This is a genomic window from Pseudoclavibacter sp. JSM 162008, from assembly GCF_041366455.1.
Lineage (GTDB): Bacteria > Actinomycetota > Actinomycetes > Actinomycetales > Microbacteriaceae > Pseudoclavibacter.
Genome location: NZ_JBEWYX010000013.1, coordinates 58,983 through 76,036, shown reverse-complemented (window position 1 = coordinate 76,036; position 17,054 = coordinate 58,983). Strand labels below are relative to the sequence as shown.

Here is a 17,054-nt window from a genome sequence, read left to right as displayed (position 1 = left end):
CGACGCGGTGGCCGCTCAGTCGAGCGAGAGCCACCCGCCGAGGTGGGCGGCCACACTGACGTCGGCGGGCAACGGGCAAACAGCGTCGTCGGTCACGAGCTCGGTGCGCCAACCCGCTGACTCGCCCCAGCGTTCCTCGCGTCGCAGCGCGCGCTCGGACCGCACGATGACGTGCTCGCCGATGCGCACCGCGCCGAGGTCGGAGCTGCCGACTCGGGCGGCGGCGTCCTGGAGAGGAGTTGACGCGATCGTCGCGGCCCCTGTCCCTCGGTCAGGCTGAGCCGGGCTGCCGAAGTGCACGGCGGCGTCGACGTCGATGCGCACACGACCCCGCGGGATCGGTCCCGAAGCGGACAGCACTCTCGGGTCCGACGCGAACAGAGGATGCATGTCGGCCCGGACGACGACACTCGCGTGCGGCAGCTGCTCGAGCAGGCTGTCGACGCAGACGAAGGCCGCGCCGTCGCTCGGCGCCGCACCCAGCACGACGACGACGTCGGCGGCGACCGTGCGGAGGGCGCGCGGGCGGGAGCCGGCGACGCCGATCTTCTGCGCGAGCAGCAGCGTCTCTCGGTTCTTCTGCTCCTGCCGCTTCGCATCGCCTGAGCTCCGTCCCGCCCAGTCCGGACCGTCATGCCAGGCCACGGCGAGGGGCTCGTGCGCCAGCACGGCGCCGGCCAGCCAGGCGCGGCTGGCCCAATCCCAGTCCTCACCGCCGTAGCCCAGGAAGTCCTCGTCGAACCCGCCGGTCTCGGTGAAGAACCACTTCGTGCAGGAGAAGACGGCCCCGATGACGAACCGATAGGAGCGGTCGTCCGCGTCGAGCAGGTCCCTCGACGCGCGGTAGGCGGAAGCCAGCCAGCTGGGTTCGGGGAGCTCGCGCGCCGGCCCGGCAGTCTCGACGGGAGCATCCACGTCCACCCCGGTGAAGTCGGCGTGCTTGCGGTGGCCCGCGACGACCGCTTCCGGCAGCGACGACGGAAGCGCAGCCATGCGCGCCACGTAGTCGGGCTCGGGGGAGGTGTCGGCGTCCAGGAAGCACAGGATGTCTCCCGTCGCAGCCCGCGCTCCGAGGTTGCGGGCGGAGCCGGCCCGGAACCCGAGGTTCTCCTGCGCCAGCACTCGAACGTCGGCCGGGACCGTCGGGGGCACGCGGGAGCCGTCGTCGACGACGATGACCTCCATGAGCTGCGTCGGATGCGTCTGCCTGGCGAGCGCGGCGATCGTGCGGTCGAGCTCGGCCTGCTGCTCGAAGTGCGCGACGATGACCGACACCGACCTGGCGGATGTGCCGCCGTCAGCGCCGTCCGCATCCGCCAGGTCCCAGCGGTTGCCCGGAACCGTGCGTCCGAACGGCGGGCGGCTCGGGGTGCTGATGGTCACAGCGCCGCCCACCAGCTGAGGTAGGCGCGGGCGATCTCGTCGATGCTCGGGGAGGTCGACGTCCCGTCGTCGAGCCACGTCGACTCGGGCTGCAGGAGCGCGAGCTGCAGCGCCGTTGCGAGCTCGCCGGACCGAACGAGGTGCATGGTCTCTGGCCGGATGGCGTCCATCTCGCGGAAGTAGGCGGAGTCCACGGTCAGGGGCCTGCGGCCTGCGGAGAGCCAGTCGGTGAGGGAGCCGGAGGCGGAGACGTGCTGGTGGGCGATCATCGGAACGGCCACGCTGCGGCTGCGTTCGAGGCGCTCCTCGGGCGAGAGGAAGCCGGTGCTCGAGAACTCCACGCCAAGCCCGCCCGCGTACCGCTCCAGTTCCGCGAGCTCCTGCTCGTGCCCGGCCGACGCGCATCCCAGCGCGACGACGCGCGGCCGCCGCTCGCTCGGAATGGCGGCGACCGCGTTGACGACCTCGAGGTGCCCCTTGCCTGGGTAGTAGAAACCGAGCACGGCGACCTCGTCGGTCGGGAGCCACCCGTCGGGTCGCGGCTGGGGTGGCTGCGCGGGGAGCGGCACGACGTGCACCTGCACGCGGCTCCCGAGAGCGACTTCGAGCAGGCGCTGCTCGTGCGTGCTGTTGACGACGGTACCGGCGGCTGCCGCGACCACTCGGCGATAGCACTCGGTGCGGCGGGGGAAGCCATTCGCTCCGTCAGAGGCCTGCGGCACATCGTGGAGCGTGACGCTGACGGGGCCGCGCGCGGCGAGACGCTCGAACCGCTCAGCCGCCCGCTCGGGCGTGCTACCCCACAGGCGGTCGGTGAAGTGGACGTGCGCGAGCTGCGACGAGACGAGCCCGTGCGCGCTACGGTAGGTCACGGCGGAGTCGAGCTTCGCGACGGCCGTCGCGACGGCGCGGGCGTACTGGTCGACACCGTGGGTCTCGTCGTCGCGGTGCAGGAGCAGCGGAGGGGCGTTCACGCGGCCCTCAACGTCTCGATCGTCGCGCCGTGTCTCGCGAATCCGGCGGCAACGGCGTCGGGATGCTCGGCGTACCACTCGAGGTGAGCGGCACGGATGCGTTCGCTGTCGATCGGCTCGCCGTCGAGCGTCCACGACTCGGTCGCCTCCGCGTCGAGGCCCCAGGCGTCGATGACCGCCTGCTCGCGCGGCGCGTGGATCGAGTTCAGGATTTCCCGGTCGAGCGTGAGCTCCCGCTCCGGGAGGTCGAGGCGCTCGCGGATGCGCTCCGCGGTCGCGAGCCAGATGGGGTTTCCCGGGTGGTTGATCGTGCGAGCCTGCGCAAACGAGGGGTGCGCGAAGAGCTCGGAGACGCGCACGGTGCCGTGGCGGTCCTCGCGGGCCCGCAGCTGTGCGATCGACTCGGCGCCGACCGCCGTGATCGCATCGCGCGACGGCGACTGGGGCAGCGCGTCCAGGCCCGCGGCCTCTGCCAGGATTCGGAGGTCGTGGTAGGGGACCAGGGGAGGCACAAGCGAGGTGTCGGATGGTGGCCGGACGATCGCCTGGAACGGGTACAGCCCCGCGAACCTGATGACGGGGAACAGGGCGGTGCGTGCACCGGCGCGCAGCCTGGTGCTGAGCTGCTTCGTGCCGACGGGCAGCCCCCGGTAGTCGTCGCGCACGGGCTGCGCGACGAGGAAGCTGGCGCGTGCGAGCCACGACTCCAGGTGCGGGAGGTCGGCTGGCTCGAGCTCGTGTACGGGCGGCGTGCGCACGAAGCGCACGTCGTCGCCGAGAGCGAGACGCAGGGACTCAGCCTGGCAGTTGCCGATCGTGAGGCCGATGGGCAGGTCGTCCCCGGCAGGAGACGGGTCGCTTCCGGAGGCGAAGAAGTCTGCGTAGTGCGCGAGGCGTGCGGTGGCGTGCGTCATCGAGGGGAGAGGTCTCCGAACCTGCCGAGGTGGGTGGGGGCGAGTTATCTTAGCTCCCGCGCGACCTGGCGCAGCGCGGGGTTGAGTTCCGGGTGCACGAAGTGGTAGCCGGCATTCGTGAGCCGCTGCGGTGTCACCCACCTGCTCTTCAGGATGAGCTCGGGCTCGGTGCGCAGCACGGCCATCGCGGGCTCGAGCATCCACCGCCAGGATGGCAGCCCGAGCGGGGCGCGCACGACGCGGCGGATGCTCGCCATGAGCGTTCGGTTGTCGCTCGGGTTGGGGCTGCTCACGTTGATGACACCGTCGAGGTCGTCGCGGTCGATGAGGAACCTGACGGCGCCGATGACGTCGTCGACGTGCACCCAGCTGAACTTCTGCCGACCCCGCGTCCGGTACTGCGGGGCACGCCCGTCACCGCTCGGTGCGGGACCGATGCCGCGATAGCGCCGGTGGTTCGGGGCCCAGCCGTCGATGTTCGGGCCGCCGAGGCCCAGGCGGGCCAGGGTGAAGAGGGTGCTCGCGGCGGGTCCGTCGCCGAGCACGATGGCCATGCGCAGTGCGACGCGACGCGTCTTCGGGAGGGTGCCCTCGAAGAAGGCACGTTCCCAGTTGCGGGCGACGTCGACGGAGAAGCCCTGCCCGAGCTCGCCCTCGGACTCCGTGTTCGGCCGGTCGGTCGCATGACGGTAGATGGTGGCAGTGGAGGCGTTGAACCACACCCGCGGCGGGTTCGGCACTGCTGCGACCGCGGCCCGCAGCTCGGCCGTCGTCTCCACGCGCGAGCGCAGGATCTCGGCGCGGTTCGCGTCGTTGTAGCGGCAGTTGACGGACTTGCCGGCGAGGTTGATGAGCACCTCGGCACCGTCGACGGCGCGCTGGATGGCGTCTGCGTCGCCCCAGCGCACGGCCTCGCGCCTGCCGATGCGGACGACCTCCCAGCCGCGGCTCTCGAAGTCGTCCTCCAGCGCTCGGCCGACGAATCCGCTCGCTCCCGCGATGACGACCCGGAGCGCGTCGGGGCGCTCTGCCCCGTGACTGGCGTGGTTGTGCTGTTCCATGACGCCGAGTGTAGTACTTTCTGAACATGTTCAGTTTTGAATCCGGTGGCAGCGGCGACTCGGGCGGTTCCGTCGACGAGGCACCCCGAGAAGAGCGAGGATCAGCGGTGCCGTCCACCAAGAGGGAGCGCACCCGGGCGCTCATCCGCGGCGTCGCTCTCCGCTCCTTCCGCGAGCGCGGCTACGACGCGACGACGATCCGTCGCATCGCAGAAGAGGCCGGGGTGTCAGTCGGCACCACCAACTACCACTTCGCGACCAAGAACCACCTCGTGCAGGAGCTGTACCTGGACGTGCAGGAATCGCACGCAGACGCCGCGATCCCGCAGCTGGAGGGCGTCCGCGAGCTCACCGAGCGCCTCGCCATCGTCTACCGCACCGGCCTGGAGCAGCTCGAGCCCTACCACCCGCACGCGCCGGAGTTCCTCGCCGCCGCAGTGTCGCCGAGGTCGCCCATCAACCCGCTCTCCGAGGAGTCCGCGCCCGCGCTCGCGGTGATCCGCGGCCTCTTCGAGCGTGCCGTCGACGACGCGAAGTCCCCGCTGTCCGACGAGTTCAAGACCGGCCTCCCGCAGGTTCTGGTGCTGAGCCACCTGCTGCTGGCGCTCCTCTGGGTCTACGACTCATCGCCGGGGCGGGAGCGCACGCACCGCATCCTCGACCGCGCCCTCAACCTGCTGCGCATGACGCTGCCGCTCACGCGCATCCCCGTCGTTCGGGCGCCGCTGCGGGAGCTGCTCGCGCTCGCGGGGGAGGTGCGCGCCTGATGGCGCGCTCCGTGTTCGGACCCGGAGCGGCCTCGTCCGGACGCAGCGCGGTCGACGAGCGCTGCACCCAGCCGCTGCAGTCGGTCTACGAGCAGGTCCTCGGGTCGCAGATCGAACTCCTCCACCCGCAGCTCCGCCGCTACTTCGGCCTCATACCCGCCGGGCACGAGGGCCGGGGTCGTGGGGTCTACTCGTGGGCGGGCCCCCGCCACTCGGTGCTGCGGCCGGTGTTCGCCTGGCTCGCCTGGCGGCACGTCCTGTTCCCGGAGCGCGGGCGCAGCGTTCCCTTCACGATCCGCAACCGACCGGAGGACGATGGTGCCCTCTCCGCCAGGCGTGAGTTCGCGTTCCCGCTCGTCACGCGCGTCATGGAGGACACGATGAGGGCCATCCCAGTGCCGGGCGGGAGGCCGCGGCTCGTCGACCGGCTCGGTCGCCGACGGGGCCTCGAGGTCGAGCTCGAGGTCCGAGTGCACGAGGGCGGTGTGCGGATGCGCTCGACGCGCCTGTGGCTCCGGATGCGGGTCCCGGGCGCAGTCGCGGTCCTTCGCGTGCCACTGCCTCGCGTCGTCACCATGACGCTCGACGAGCGGGCGCATCCTGACGGCGACGGTCGCCAATGCGTTGACGTGCGCCTGCGGTCGCCGATCATCGGCGACGTGTTCCGCTACGTCGGCGAATTCGCGTACGACGTCGTGACCGTCAGCGAGCCCTGACATGACCGGCGGATTCTCGGGCACGAGCGCGTAGTCTCGCGCCGGAACAGCCCAGCCGAGGAAGCCAGCACCCGGAGGTCACATGCAGACGAGCACCGAGATTCCAGAGGTCGCCACCGGCGGCAAGGTCAGGCGGACGATCGCGATCCTCGGCGCGGGTGGCGACCTGACGGAGCGCCTCCTCCTTCCGGGGATCGCGAGGGTCGCCGACGCGAGCCCGGGCCTCGAGCTGCACATCATCGGCGCCGCCCGCACCCCGCAGTCGCGCGACGAGTGGCGTGACGTCGTCCGGCAGAGCCTCGAGGGCACAGGCGTCTCGGAGGACACGATCGACGCGCTCGTGTCCCGCTCGGACTTCGTGCCGACCGACGCGTCCTCCGCCGACGAGCTGCGGGAGCTGCTCGAAGCGTGCCCGAGCTCGCCGCTGCTCTACGTCGCGCTGCCGCCGGTCATGGGCGAGAAGGTCGCGGCGGCCCTCGCCGGACTCGATCTCCCCGACGACCTCAGGATCGGGATCGAGAAGCCGTTCGGCGAGAGTGAGGAAAGCGCGCGGGCGCTCAACGAGGCACTCGCCACCGTCGTGCCGGAGGAACGCCTGTGGCGCATCGATCACTTCCTCGGGACCCCGGCAGCGGTGGAGCTCATTCGGTCGCGGGACCGCATCGAGGCGAGCGGCGTGCCGGTTGCCGACGCTGGGTCGAAGACGGAGGACACGGAGGACACTCGGGACGCGGAGTCGCCCGGCCGCGTCGAGATCATCTTCGAGGAAGGCCTCGGCATCGAGGGGCGAGGCGCCTTCTACGACGAGACCGGCGCGCTGCGGGACATGCTGCAGAGCCACCTCATGCTCATGCTCGCGCTGACGGCCATGGAGCAGCCGGACGAGGAGCCCGGTGGGCTCGACGACGCCCTCGCGGAGGTCCTGCGGGCCGTGCGCCTGTGGGACGAGCATCCAGTGTCCGCCCGCCGCGCCCGCTACGCGGCCGGGGAGGTCGACGGGAAGCCGCTCGGGGCGTACGTCGACGAGGACGACGTGGATGCCGACCGCGGGACGGAGACGCTCGCCGAGATCACACTGCAGGTCGACACCCCCAGGTGGCGCGGCGTGCCGTTCGTGCTGCGCTCCGCGAAGGCCATCGGTGAGGCGCGGCAAGAGATCGTCCTGACCCCTGGCGACGGGTCGGCGCCCACGCGCATCCCGCTCCGCGCCCCTGCGGGCGACAGCAGCGCCGATCCGTACGCGCGCGTCATCGCGGGCCTGCTGACCGGGAACACGCTGCTCTCGGTGCGCGGCGACGTCGCCGAGGAGCTGTGGCGCATCGTGACGCCCGTGCTCGAAGCATGGGAAAGCGACGCAGGAGAGCTGCCCGAGTACGCGGCCGGCACCGTCGGCGCTGACGCCTGACGCCTGACGCCTGACGCCTGATGCTGGCAGCGCGAGCGGACCACAGCGGGGCGGCACCAGCAGGAACTGGTGCCGCCCCGCGGCGGTCTCGCTCGAGGCGAGCGGTGGTCGGAATGGAGGGCCCTACCTGCGAAGCCCCTCGAAGAGCGGCTTGTAGGTGAAGCCAGCGATGAGGGCGCCCACGACGGGGGCGAGGATGAACACCCACAGCTGCGCGAGCGGCTCGGAGCCGCCGAACACGGCCGTCGCGATGGAGCGGGCCGGGTTGAGCGACGCGTTGGACACGGGGATCGTCATGAGGTGGAAGAGCGTCAGCGCGAGGCCGATCGCGAGGGGAGCGAAGCCGCTGGGCGCGCGACGGTCGGTGACACCGAGGATGACGTAGAGGAAGAGCGCCGTCGCGACGATCTCGGTCACGATGACGGCGACGAGGCCGAACCCGCCTGGCGACGCCTCACCGTAGCCGTTCGACGCGAAGCCGCCCGCCTGCGCCGCGGCGAGGAAGCCGTCCGGGCCGTTTGAGGCGATGAGGACGACGATGGTCGTGGCGAGGATGCCGCCGAGGATCTGTGCGACGACGTACAGGGGCACGTCCTTCCACGCGAAGCGGCCGGCGGCAGCGGCACCGACGGTGACGGCCGGGTTGAAGTGGCCGCCCGAGATGTGGCCGACCGCGTAGGCGCCTGCGATCACGGTGATGCCGACGGCGAGCGAGACGCCGACCCAGCCGATTCCGGTCTCGGCGACGCCGTTGGCGGCGGCGAAGATCGCGGCGCTGATGACGCCGAAGACGAGCAGGAAGGTGCCGAAGAACTCGGCGGCGAGGCGGCTGGTCGTCGAGGGGTCGCGTTCGATGGCGACGTCGGCGATTGCAACATCGGTGGTCATGGATGCTCCTAGGAGGTGGGCGGGTGGAATGAGGATTCTCACCGCGCGGTGATCTCGGGAACGAGGGTGCTCGTCCCACGACCCAGGGCTCGCCTGGGGGATCGTTCCCCCTGAATCGACTCTGAAGTGTGGGATAAAACCCACCGGTTGGTCGCTCGGGGGGCGGTGGGCGCGTCGGTGCCGACTCGGCCTAAGACGACGTTCGCCGGGCCCCGTTGCCATGAGACAAGAGGGCCCGGCGAAGCGGACTGGCGAGGATCTAGTCAGCCAACGTGAGGTTGTAGGTGCGCTCGCTGCCGATGAACCAGAGGTCCTCGGTGCCGATCGCGTGCTCTCCGTAGCGCCACGGGATCTCGGCGGCGCCGTACGAGCCAACAGCGAGCTCGTGCGTGTAGCCGGGGCGGAGCTCGTTGGCAAACGACTCCTGCTTGCCCATGAGGTGGCCGACGTTGCGCTTCCGGTACTCCGTGTTGAAATCGACCTCGGGGCCGAGCAGCCCGATCTCGATCATGCGCGGCAGGACCGGCTCGAGGTAGTCGAGCGTGCTGGCGTGGACGTCCTCGCAGATGACCCCTGGCCGCAAGGTCGCGATGATGCCCTCACGGACCGCCTTCGTGAGAATCTCGTACGCCTCCTTGCCCTCTTCGCTGCGCAGCACGGAGCGAGCCATGTCGGTCGTGGCGACGGTCACTTCGTCGATCGTGACCTTGACCCCGGCGTCGAGCTGGATGCACTTCGTCTCTGAGTTGAGCGGGAAGTCGACGGGAGGCCCAGGGAAGAGCATCCGGCTCGAGGAGTGCAGGTTCGTGAAGTACGGCTCGATGGCGAAGGGGATGCCGTTGTCGCGTCGGAAGGTGTCCAGAGCGCCCAGGTACACGCCATACATCTCGCGCTCGTTGGTGTCGATTCCTGCGTCGAGCTGCTCGTGAGCCCAGGCGACGGCTGCCTCGATTGCCGTGACGCTCGCGCGGGCGGCGATAACGTGGAAGGCGAGGTCTTCGTGGTCGCGCACATCGCGCCAGGATCCGAGGGGGCGAGACGCCGAGATGAGCGTGATCCCTCGTTCCGTGAGCGCCAGCGCAAGCGCCGTCGTCTCCCACTGCTCCTCAAAGGCCAGGTGCGCGTCGCCAGCGAAGTGGTGGATGGCGTCGGCCGCCGAGTCGAAGCTGCCGAGGGGGGTGCCCGCGACTCCGCGGTTGGCGGCTTCCGCGATCACCAGGACACGATTGCCTTCGGCGAGCCAGAGCGCGATCTCGCTGGACTGAGCGCGGGTGCCGGTGGCTTCGCTGAAGTTGGGTGGGGAGGAGAGGAGCGCTGCGGTGACTCCGAGCTCCTCACCGAGGCTGGTGAGCCCGTCGAATCGGCCGTCGGCGTCGTCCCCCAAGTCCGCCTCGAGTCCTGCGAGGTGGGGCACGTCGGCGATGAGTCTGGTGGCGACCGCGACGCCCTGCGTGCGCCACTGCGCGAACCGGGCCTTCACGAGGTCCTGGTCGACTTCGTAGACGGTGACGGCCCGTGCCTTCGATGGTGTGACGGTCACGGCGACCTCGCCGGCAGCTCGGGCCAGCTGTGCACCAAGCCGGGCGTCCTGGTGGTGCCCGCGGGTAGCCCGTTGCTGGCCGAGCTCCAGGGGGCCCAGCAGCTCGAGACGCATGAGCTTCTGAACTCTCGCATCGAGTCTGGGTTCGAGCGGTCTCTCGAGTGGCTGCACGCCAACCCCAGCCTGGCGACGCTCGCGCACGCCGGCGGGGCCCCGGCGGGTGCTCGCGGGCTTTCGCTGTACAGCACCGACACCGTCACCTTCCTCGAGCATGCTGCGGAGCTGACTGAGGAGCACTTCGGTCCGGCCGCCATTGTTGTCACGTACAGCGACGAGGCCGACCGAGTGCGCATCCTCCGCGAATTCGCCGGACAGCTCACGGTCAGTGTCTTCGGTGAGGAGGCGGATGCGGCGGTCGAGGGTGTGCGCGAGCTCGTGCGGCTCGCACAGGAGAAAGCCGGCCGCGTTCTCTGGAACCAGTGGTCGACGGGCGTGTCCGTGACCTACGCACAGCAGCACGGTGGCCCGTACCCGGCGACAACGGCGCCCGCGACCACGTCGGTCGGGGCGGCTGCAGTGTTCCGGTTCCTCCGGCCGGTTGCCTACCAGGGGTTCCCCGATTCTCTGCTTCCCGATGGTCTCAAGGAGGCGAACCCGCTCGGCATCCTGCGCCGCGTCGACGGTGCTGTTGGTGTCACGAGCTGATCGGTAGTCGGCGACCTCGCTTGATGGCCGTACCCGCGTAGTGTCGGTGTATGGCCATCAAGCGCGCTGGCGAGCCGGAACGTCACGCCGATGTTGAGTTGGATTCGGCAACCGACGAGGAGCGCTGGCTCGTCGTCAAGGGCCGGCGCTGGCGGCGCACCGATCCGAGTCTCCCCACCGACGTCGTCGAACGGCTGAAGTCGCATCTCGGCCGCGGGCGATCGGGCGTGGGTGCTGCGAAGCGTCGGGGCGACGACTCCGCGGTGGCGGCGTCGCGCAAGCGCGTCGGGCTCGCGAAGCACGGGCTGGGCGAGCGCGGTCCGCGCTGGTGGGAGGAACCGGAGGCGGCTCGACTCGAGCGGGCCCGGGAGGCGCTCGCTGAGCTCGACGAGCTCGACCGGACGACCCCGGAGAGCGTCTGACGCTGCCGATCGCGGCGGGTCGCTCGGGCACATGATCGACCACCAGTGTTTACACCCAGGAAACTCCGTTCACTCGATACTTGGTTCATGAGCACAGAATTCATGAGCACCGATGCCGTGGCCACCGCCGTTCCACCGTTCCGCGTGACCCCGGACTTCTGGTCACAGCTGCCCAGGATGCCGCTCGAGCAGTACCCGGGCACTGAGGGCTACATCGCCGACGTCTACTCGAACCCGGACGACTCCGCCATGTCGGCCGGCTACTTCGCCCTGACCCACAGCGACGCCCCGCTCGACTACTTCTACGACTACGACGAGATGAAGGTCGTCATCTCCGGCACGTTCCGGCTCGAGAACGTCGACACCGGACAGGTGTCGTATGCCGGCCCGAAGGACGCGATCTTCTTCCCGAAGGGGTCGCGCATCCTCTTCAGCACCGAGGATTCGGCGCTCGCGTTCTACGTCGGCCACCGCTCCGTCGCTCCCTGACGATCATGGCGATGTCCACCATGCAACCGGCCGAGGTCGGGCCGGGCGTGAGCGCAACCGCCACCAGTTCAGCTCGATGGCGGCAGCTGCTCGAAGCGGGGAACCAGCAGGCGACCGACTCCGGGTGCGACGCGGTCTGCCCAGCGCGCACCATGACGTTCGTGGTCGGCGCAGCGCCAGATGGCGGGGTGCCCGAACGCGGTGCTCCCAACGAGTCAGGGCCAGGCGACACGGCTTCCAGCGGCTCCCGGCCCGCCGAGACGGCGCGGTCGACGTCCGGTGGCACGGTGCCGGTCGAGCTCGAGGACGCGACCTCGGCCGCGTCGCGAGCCCGGATCCTCGAGGCGCTCCGGGCCGCGCGCACGGGGTGGCGGTTCCGAGTCGTCGGCGACGAGCTCGCGCTCGGCGCGCTGCGGGCCATCCTGCACGACGCTGGGGTGCTCGACGAGGAGATCGAGTTCGCGCTCACGGCCCCGGGGCCAGGCGTCGCCGAGGTCCTCGTGCACTGCGGGCACTGCCAGGCGAAGACGAGTGCGCCGACAGGCGGAAGCGTGCCGTGCTCGGGATGCGGCCTCCACCTCACGGTCTACCCCCACTTCTCGCGCCGCCAGGGTGCCTACCTCGGGTACTTCGCCGACGCCGAGCTGGCTGAACCAGACCTGGATGCCGGTATCCGGACCAGGAACATCGCGCCAGAGCGCAGCCAGAGCGAACCGGTGCTCGCGTGACCGGCGCTCCCGCAGCCGACGCTGCGACGACCCGCCGTCCTGCTGCCGGCGCCGCGCTTCACCTCGTCGTCTCCGGCATCGCGGAGCTGAGCAGGGGCGTCCGCTCGTTCACGCTTCGCGACCCGCGGGGCCGTTCCCTTCCATCCTTCGCGCCGGGCAGCAGCATCGCGGTGCAGCTCGGCGACGGCGGCCGAAACTCGTACTCGCTGACCGGCAGTGGGCGGCGCCCAGACCACTACGCGATCTCGGTGCGCCTCGACGACGCGGGCCGGGGCGGCTCGAAATGGATGCACGGCCTCAGCGTCGGCGACGAGGTGACGGTGAGCGTCCCATCCAGCGCGTTCCCGCCTGTGCTCGCGGCACGCCACCACCTGCTGATCGCGGGCGGCATCGGGGTCACCCCGATCCTCTCGCACGCCAGGGCCGCAGCCGAGTGGGGGCGTTCCTTCGACGTGGTGTACGCGTACGGGGAGGGCGGGGGAGCGCACCGGGATGAACTGGAGCGCCTGAGCGGGGGCCGCCTGACCGCCTGCGCGAGCCGCGCCGCCTTGCACACGCACCTCGCGGCGGCCCTGCTCGACCAGCCACTCGGCGCGCACCTCTACGTCTGCGGTCCGGTCGCCATGATCGACGCGGTGCAGGCAGCCGCTCGCGCGGCCGGCTGGCCCGAGGCGCGCCTCCACGCAGAGGCGTTCACCCCGCCCGCCCTCGACCCGGGCGAGCCATTCGAGGCGCGGCTCCTGGGCCTCGGCCGGACGATCCGAGTCGAGTCCGGCGTCACCTTGCTCGATGCGCTGCTCGCCGAGAACGTGCCAGTGCCGAACCTGTGCCGGCAAGGCGTGTGCGGCGAGTGCCGCGTCGCCGTCCGCGCGCCGTCCGGCTCCCAGTGCGCTGACGCGCGCGGCCCCGCGGGGATCGACCACCGCGACAGCTTCCTCACCGATGAGGAGAAGGACCGCGGCGACTGCCTCATGCCGTGCGTCTCCCGCCCGAGAGGCGAGATCCTGGAGATCGAACTGTGACCGCATCCGCCACCGGCAAGGCCGACCATTCCGTCGCCGTCGCCGGCTTCCCGTTCCCCTTCCCGAAAGAGACCTACCGCTACAGCACCAACGTGGAGCCGGCCTCTGTGCCGCGGCCGACGGCGGCCGGCTCCTGGGGCGAGCATCCGGTCGACATCGACCACTGCTATGGCGATGAGCTCGCCGAGCGGGCACGCATCCTGAGCGCCGACCCGTCACGTCTGCAGTGCCTGCCGCACATGGTGCCAGCCGCGTGGGATGCGATGTTCGTGCTCATGGAGCAGCTCGCCGATGCGTACCCGCAGCACATGAGCCTCACCAGGGAGGGCGGCGGCTGGCACTGGCACAACGCTCTCCTCGGCATCGACCGGTGCTTCGCGGTCGGCGAGACCTCGTCGATGCCCGAAGGGCCCCTCGGGTTCATCGGCCAGCAGCTGCAGGAGGACGTCGTGCTCCTCGACCAGCGTGACGGCGAGCTGTGGGCCGACGCCGGCCTCGTGACGTTCGCCGCGGACTGGTCGTTCGGGTTCGATGTCGGGATGTCGTTCCTCGAGATCCACGGACCGGTGCCGCGTGTCCACGACGAAGGGGTAATCCCACGGGCGCAGGCCTTCATCATGCGGCTCGAGCCCGGGCAGAACTACCGGCGCACGAACTGGACGCTGACCGTCGACGGCAAGCTCGACACGTCGACGGAGACGTACCCGCAGTGGGGTCCGGACCGGACCTCGCTCGTGGACGGCCCGCTCGTCGCGGTCGGCGACAGGCTGCACCTGCGGACCGAGGTGCAGCACCTCATCCGCCTCCCCGAGTCGAACGCCATCATGTTCCTGATCCGCAGCTACCTGCTGCCGTTCGCGGCCCTGGCGACCGTGCCAGAGTGGGCGGCGAGAACGGTGGAGGTGCTCGAGGAGCTGCCAGCCGACATGGCCGAGTACAAGGGCGTGACGCGCACCCGCGAGGTGGGCATCAGGTGGCTGCGCGAGTTCGGGGGAGTCTGCGAGGGGAGCGCGGCGGGGGCGGCGTGATGCTGGTGCTCTCGCCGCGGGTCGGGGCGCTCCCGTTCCTGTGTAGCCTGGCCGACATGGCTGATGCAGCGCAGGTCCCGAGCGAGCGGGAGCACGGGGTTGGACGTGAGCGCGCTCCCGGGCACGACGCTGAGGGCAATGTCGAGGACAGGCCAGAGGACTCGGCTGTGGACTCAGCCGCCCCTACCGCGGCGGAGCCGCTCGAGCTGACGCAGCAGGAGCGGGCCGAGGCCACGCTGCGCTCCATCATGTCCGGTGGCAATCTCACCGCCGAGACGATGAAGCTCTCGAACGACTTCACCGACCGTCACGTGTCGCGGCTGAAGTCGCTCTTCCGTCGCGCGAAGTAGGCGGCGTCTCGAGAGCCGCGGCGCCCTCACGCGGTGCCGGGTGCCCTCACACGAGCAGGTAGACGGCACCGGCGATCGTGAGCACCAGGACGATGCGGTCGAAGAGCTGCTGGCTCAGCCGCGGGGCGAGCCAGCGCCCGAGGAATGCGCCGCCGATGAGGAGCGGAACGAGCAGCAGGTCCAGCACGAGGGTGCTCGGCGTGATGAGGCCCAGCCCGATCGAGAACGGCAGCTTCGCGATGTTGACGATCGTGAAAAACCAGGCGGCCGTTCCGAGGAAGGCCTTGACGGGGAACTTGGCGGCGAGGAAGTACATCGCCATGACGGGACCGCCGGCGTTGGCGACCATCGTCGTGAACCCGCCCAGCGATCCGTAGCCGACACGCGCGATCTTGGCGGCGCGGTCGCTCGGCGTCTCTGGGGTGCGGTAGCGGCGCCACACGGTGATGGCGACGAGGATGAGCAGGATGATGCCGATGACGCGGCGCACCCAGTCGTCGTCGGCGAAGGCGAGGAAGGCGGCGCCCGCGAGCAGGCCGACCGCGACTGCCGGGATGAGCTTGACGAGCGTTGACCAGTCCGCGTGGCGGCGATACGTCCACAGCGCGAACATGTCGCCGACGATGAGCAGCACGAGCAGGGCCCCGGTCGACTGCTTGGCGGGGAGCACGGCCGCGAAGGTCGCGACCGACAGCGTCGTGACGCCTGGCAGTGCCGTCTTCGAGATTCCGACGGCGAAGGCGGCCACTGCGAGCAGGACCCATCCGAAGGTGGGGAGTTGGGGGATCAGCTCGAGCACCTGTCGAGTCTAGGGCCGGGGCCGTCCTTGTCCTGTCGTGACGACAAGCGCGGTGCTGGCGGGGATGGAATCGGTCCCGCCACGCCTCGAGCGTCGGCACGCGCCGCTCGTCGTCACGCGGGGCTCGTCGTCACGCGCGGTCGAGCTCTTCCGGCCACGGCGGGTTCGCGCCAGCGCGGGCCACCGTGACGGCGGCGCTCTGCGCGGCTGTCGCGAGGGCAGCATCCACCCAGGAGTCGTCGAAGGTGCTGCCGTGAGCGCCACCGAGGATCACCCTGCGGATGTTCGGGGTGGAGACGGCGTGGAGGAGGCCCGACATGAAGGCGTCGCCCGCGCCGACCGTGTCGACGACTCGGACGGCCGGGGCCGGCACGGTGAACTCGCGCTCGGCCGTGCGTGCGAGGGCGCCATCGCCGCCGCGCGTCATGAGGGCGAGGCGGGCGCCGAGCTCGGTGAGGCGAAGGAGCACATCTGAGGGGCTCAGCTGCGGGTACAGCCAGGCGGCGTCCTCGTCGCTGAGCTTCACGACGTGGCTGAGGGCGACCAGGGCCTCGACGCGTTCGACGACCGCCTCGCGCTCGCCCATGATGGCCGCGCGCACGTTGGGGTCGTAGCTCGTGAGGATGCCGCCGCGGCCCCATGCCTCCTCGAACACGGCTCGGACGACTGCGCCTCCGGGGTCGACGACCGCGCCGATGGACCCCGTGTGCAGCGCGTCGACGCGCGTGAGATCTGGCGTGGGCAGCGAGAAGTCGAGATCGAACTCGTAGCTCGCGCTGCCGTGCTCATCAAGGGTGGCGCTCGCGGTCGAGGTGCGCTGGCCGTCGAGCGCGCCATCGACCAGTTCGACACCGGACTCCGCGAGATGGGCGATCACCAGCCCGCCGAGCTCGTCGTCGGCGAGCCGCGCGGCGAGCTGAGAGCGGTGGCCGAGCCGAGCCAGGCCGACGGCGACGTTCATGGGGGAGCCTCCCGGGAGGGCCCGCCCCTCCGGGGAATGCTCGTCACCGGGCAGCAGGTCGACAAGCGCCTCGCCGATCACGAGCGCGCTCGCCAGTTCGCAGCCCGCGGCGTCGTTCTGCGTGTCTGCGGCGGATGCTGCGCGTTCGTTCATGAGATCGCCTCCGGTTCGATGTCGCGACCGCTCAGCCAGAGGAGCAGGTCGATGGCGGTTCCCCGGACGGAGGGGCCCTCGCCGAGCGCGAGGGGCTTTCCATTCGCTGTGACCGCGTCGGTTGCGACGAGTCTGCGGCCGGCGGCGAGTTCGCGTCCGCCGCCCATCGAGACGGGGGTCTTGCGCTGATGAGCGATCGCGGCGAGGACGGCGTCCTGCGGATAGTCGTGCGCGATGCCGAGGGGGCGGCGAATGTCCTCACCGTGCACGATGGCTTCGACGTAGCGCGTCGCGGCCGGCGTCGGCCCGCTCGACGTGCGGTCCGCGACTTCACCGAATCGGGCGAGCGTGTCGAGGGGATGCGCTCGACGCTCCGCCTCGACTCCTCGCTGGTTGAGGGCGTCGAAGTCGAAGCGTGCGGCCGTGAGCTGCGCGACGAAGCCGAGGCGAGTCGTCGTCGCGTCGTTGACGAGGTGCGCGAGCACGTCGTGCACGGTCCACCCCGCGCAGAGCGATGGGGTGACCCAGTCGGCGTCGTCGAGGTTGCGGAGGTCGGCGATGAGCGCCGCGCGTTCCGCGTGCACGATGCGCCAATGGGCTCCCGGTCGACTCACAGCCCTGACGCTACCGCGTCGAGGCCCCATCGGCGAGCCGTGGGCGCGCCTGTGAAGTCAACCCCGCGCATCCGAGGGGCGTTCCTTCGTAGCCTCGAGGCGTACCCCAGAATGTCCGGCGCCCGCTCGACGATG

19 protein-coding genes are annotated in these 17,054 nt (G+C 70.7%); 10 read left to right on the top strand and 9 right to left on the bottom strand.

The window, feature by feature from the left end:
• Positions 1-15: 15 nt before the first annotated feature.
• The 4 genes from ABVF28_RS11965 to ABVF28_RS11950 are packed head-to-tail and all read right to left on the bottom strand — an operon-like array spanning position 16 to position 4,332.
• Complete coding sequence (locus ABVF28_RS11965) at positions 16-1,383, bottom strand: glycosyltransferase family 2 protein (RefSeq protein WP_371030627.1); 1,368 nt, start codon at positions 1,381-1,383, stop codon at positions 16-18.
• Positions 1,380-2,357: a hypothetical protein gene (locus ABVF28_RS11960; protein WP_371030626.1), complete on the bottom strand. Its 978-nt coding sequence runs from the start codon at positions 2,355-2,357 to the stop codon at positions 1,380-1,382. Before ABVF28_RS11960 ends, ABVF28_RS11965 begins: the two co-directional genes overlap by 4 nt.
• Positions 2,354-3,271, bottom strand: coding sequence for a WcbI family polysaccharide biosynthesis putative acetyltransferase (locus ABVF28_RS11955; protein ID WP_371030625.1), 918 nt, complete (start codon positions 3,269-3,271; stop codon positions 2,354-2,356). The genes ABVF28_RS11960 and ABVF28_RS11955 overlap by 4 nt, the downstream gene beginning before the upstream one ends.
• 44 nt (positions 3,272-3,315) lie before the next feature.
• Positions 3,316-4,332 (bottom strand): epimerase, encoded by a 1,017-nt coding sequence (locus tag ABVF28_RS11950; protein WP_371030624.1) that lies wholly within the window; start codon positions 4,330-4,332, stop codon positions 3,316-3,318.
• Between the two features lie 26 nt (positions 4,333-4,358).
• Between ABVF28_RS11950 and ABVF28_RS11945 the strand changes: the two genes are divergently transcribed.
• From ABVF28_RS11945 to ABVF28_RS11935, 3 genes are all read left to right on the top strand, one after another.
• Complete coding sequence (locus tag ABVF28_RS11945) at positions 4,359-5,099, top strand: TetR/AcrR family transcriptional regulator (RefSeq protein ID WP_371030623.1); 741 nt, start codon at positions 4,359-4,361, stop codon at positions 5,097-5,099.
• On the top strand, positions 5,099-5,815 hold the full coding sequence (locus ABVF28_RS11940; protein ID WP_371030622.1) for a DUF4166 domain-containing protein: 717 nt from the start codon (positions 5,099-5,101) through the stop codon (positions 5,813-5,815). Before ABVF28_RS11945 ends, ABVF28_RS11940 begins: the two co-directional genes overlap by 1 nt.
• A gap of 82 nt (positions 5,816-5,897) precedes the next feature.
• The gene (locus ABVF28_RS11935) at positions 5,898-7,220 is read left to right on the top strand and encodes a glucose-6-phosphate dehydrogenase (RefSeq protein WP_371030621.1); all 1,323 of its coding nucleotides are present in this window, start codon (positions 5,898-5,900) and stop codon (positions 7,218-7,220) included.
• 123 nt (positions 7,221-7,343) lie between these two features.
• Here the strand turns inward: ABVF28_RS11935 and aqpZ are convergent, their stop codons facing one another.
• Positions 7,344-8,108 carry an aquaporin Z gene (gene aqpZ, locus ABVF28_RS11930; protein ID WP_371030620.1) on the bottom strand — a complete coding sequence of 255 codons (765 nt, stop codon included), beginning with the start codon at positions 8,106-8,108 and terminating at the stop codon, positions 7,344-7,346.
• 259 nt (positions 8,109-8,367) lie between these two features.
• Positions 8,368-9,648 carry a M24 family metallopeptidase gene (locus ABVF28_RS11925; protein ID WP_371030619.1) on the bottom strand — a complete coding sequence of 427 codons (1,281 nt, stop codon included), beginning with the start codon at positions 9,646-9,648 and terminating at the stop codon, positions 8,368-8,370.
• A gap of 72 nt (positions 9,649-9,720) precedes the next feature.
• Between ABVF28_RS11925 and ABVF28_RS11920 the strand changes: the two genes are divergently transcribed.
• The 7 genes from ABVF28_RS11920 to ABVF28_RS11890 all read left to right on the top strand — a co-directional run bounded on the left by ABVF28_RS11920 (position 9,721) and on the right by ABVF28_RS11890 (position 14,392).
• Complete coding sequence (locus ABVF28_RS11920) at positions 9,721-10,353, top strand: hypothetical protein (RefSeq protein ID WP_371030618.1); 633 nt, start codon at positions 9,721-9,723, stop codon at positions 10,351-10,353.
• Positions 10,354-10,403: 50 nt separating this feature from the next.
• Complete coding sequence (locus ABVF28_RS11915) at positions 10,404-10,775, top strand: biopolymer transporter Tol (protein WP_371030617.1); 372 nt, start codon at positions 10,404-10,406, stop codon at positions 10,773-10,775.
• A gap of 87 nt (positions 10,776-10,862) precedes the next feature.
• Positions 10,863-11,264: an ethanolamine utilization protein gene (locus tag ABVF28_RS11910; protein ID WP_218854962.1), complete on the top strand. Its 402-nt coding sequence runs from the start codon at positions 10,863-10,865 to the stop codon at positions 11,262-11,264.
• An 11-nt stretch (positions 11,265-11,275) separates the two neighbouring features.
• A complete protein-coding gene (locus ABVF28_RS11905; RefSeq protein WP_371030616.1) occupies positions 11,276-11,992 on the top strand; it encodes a dimethylamine monooxygenase subunit DmmA family protein in 717 nt (238 codons plus the stop codon).
• Positions 11,989-13,014: a PDR/VanB family oxidoreductase gene (locus ABVF28_RS11900; protein WP_179556924.1), complete on the top strand. Its 1,026-nt coding sequence runs from the start codon at positions 11,989-11,991 to the stop codon at positions 13,012-13,014. Before ABVF28_RS11905 ends, ABVF28_RS11900 begins: the two co-directional genes overlap by 4 nt.
• Positions 13,011-14,042 (top strand): DUF3445 domain-containing protein, encoded by a 1,032-nt coding sequence (locus ABVF28_RS11895; protein WP_371030615.1) that lies wholly within the window; start codon positions 13,011-13,013, stop codon positions 14,040-14,042. The genes ABVF28_RS11900 and ABVF28_RS11895 overlap by 4 nt, the downstream gene beginning before the upstream one ends.
• Before the next feature lie 56 nt (positions 14,043-14,098).
• Complete coding sequence (locus tag ABVF28_RS11890) at positions 14,099-14,392, top strand: hypothetical protein (RefSeq protein WP_211890626.1); 294 nt, start codon at positions 14,099-14,101, stop codon at positions 14,390-14,392.
• A 46-nt stretch (positions 14,393-14,438) separates the two neighbouring features.
• Here ABVF28_RS11890 and ABVF28_RS11885 read toward each other — a convergent pair whose 3' ends face one another.
• The 3 genes from ABVF28_RS11885 to ABVF28_RS11875 all read right to left on the bottom strand — a co-directional run bounded on the left by ABVF28_RS11885 (position 14,439) and on the right by ABVF28_RS11875 (position 16,919).
• Positions 14,439-15,191, bottom strand: coding sequence for a sulfite exporter TauE/SafE family protein (locus ABVF28_RS11885; RefSeq protein WP_371030614.1), 753 nt, complete (start codon positions 15,189-15,191; stop codon positions 14,439-14,441).
• Between the two features lie 130 nt (positions 15,192-15,321).
• Positions 15,322-16,305 (bottom strand): carbohydrate kinase, encoded by a 984-nt coding sequence (locus ABVF28_RS11880; protein WP_371030613.1) that lies wholly within the window; start codon positions 16,303-16,305, stop codon positions 15,322-15,324.
• A complete protein-coding gene (locus ABVF28_RS11875) occupies positions 16,302-16,919 on the bottom strand; it encodes a maleylpyruvate isomerase family mycothiol-dependent enzyme (RefSeq protein WP_371030612.1) in 618 nt (205 codons plus the stop codon). The genes ABVF28_RS11880 and ABVF28_RS11875 overlap by 4 nt, the downstream gene beginning before the upstream one ends.
• Positions 16,920-17,054: the final 135 nt, after the last annotated feature.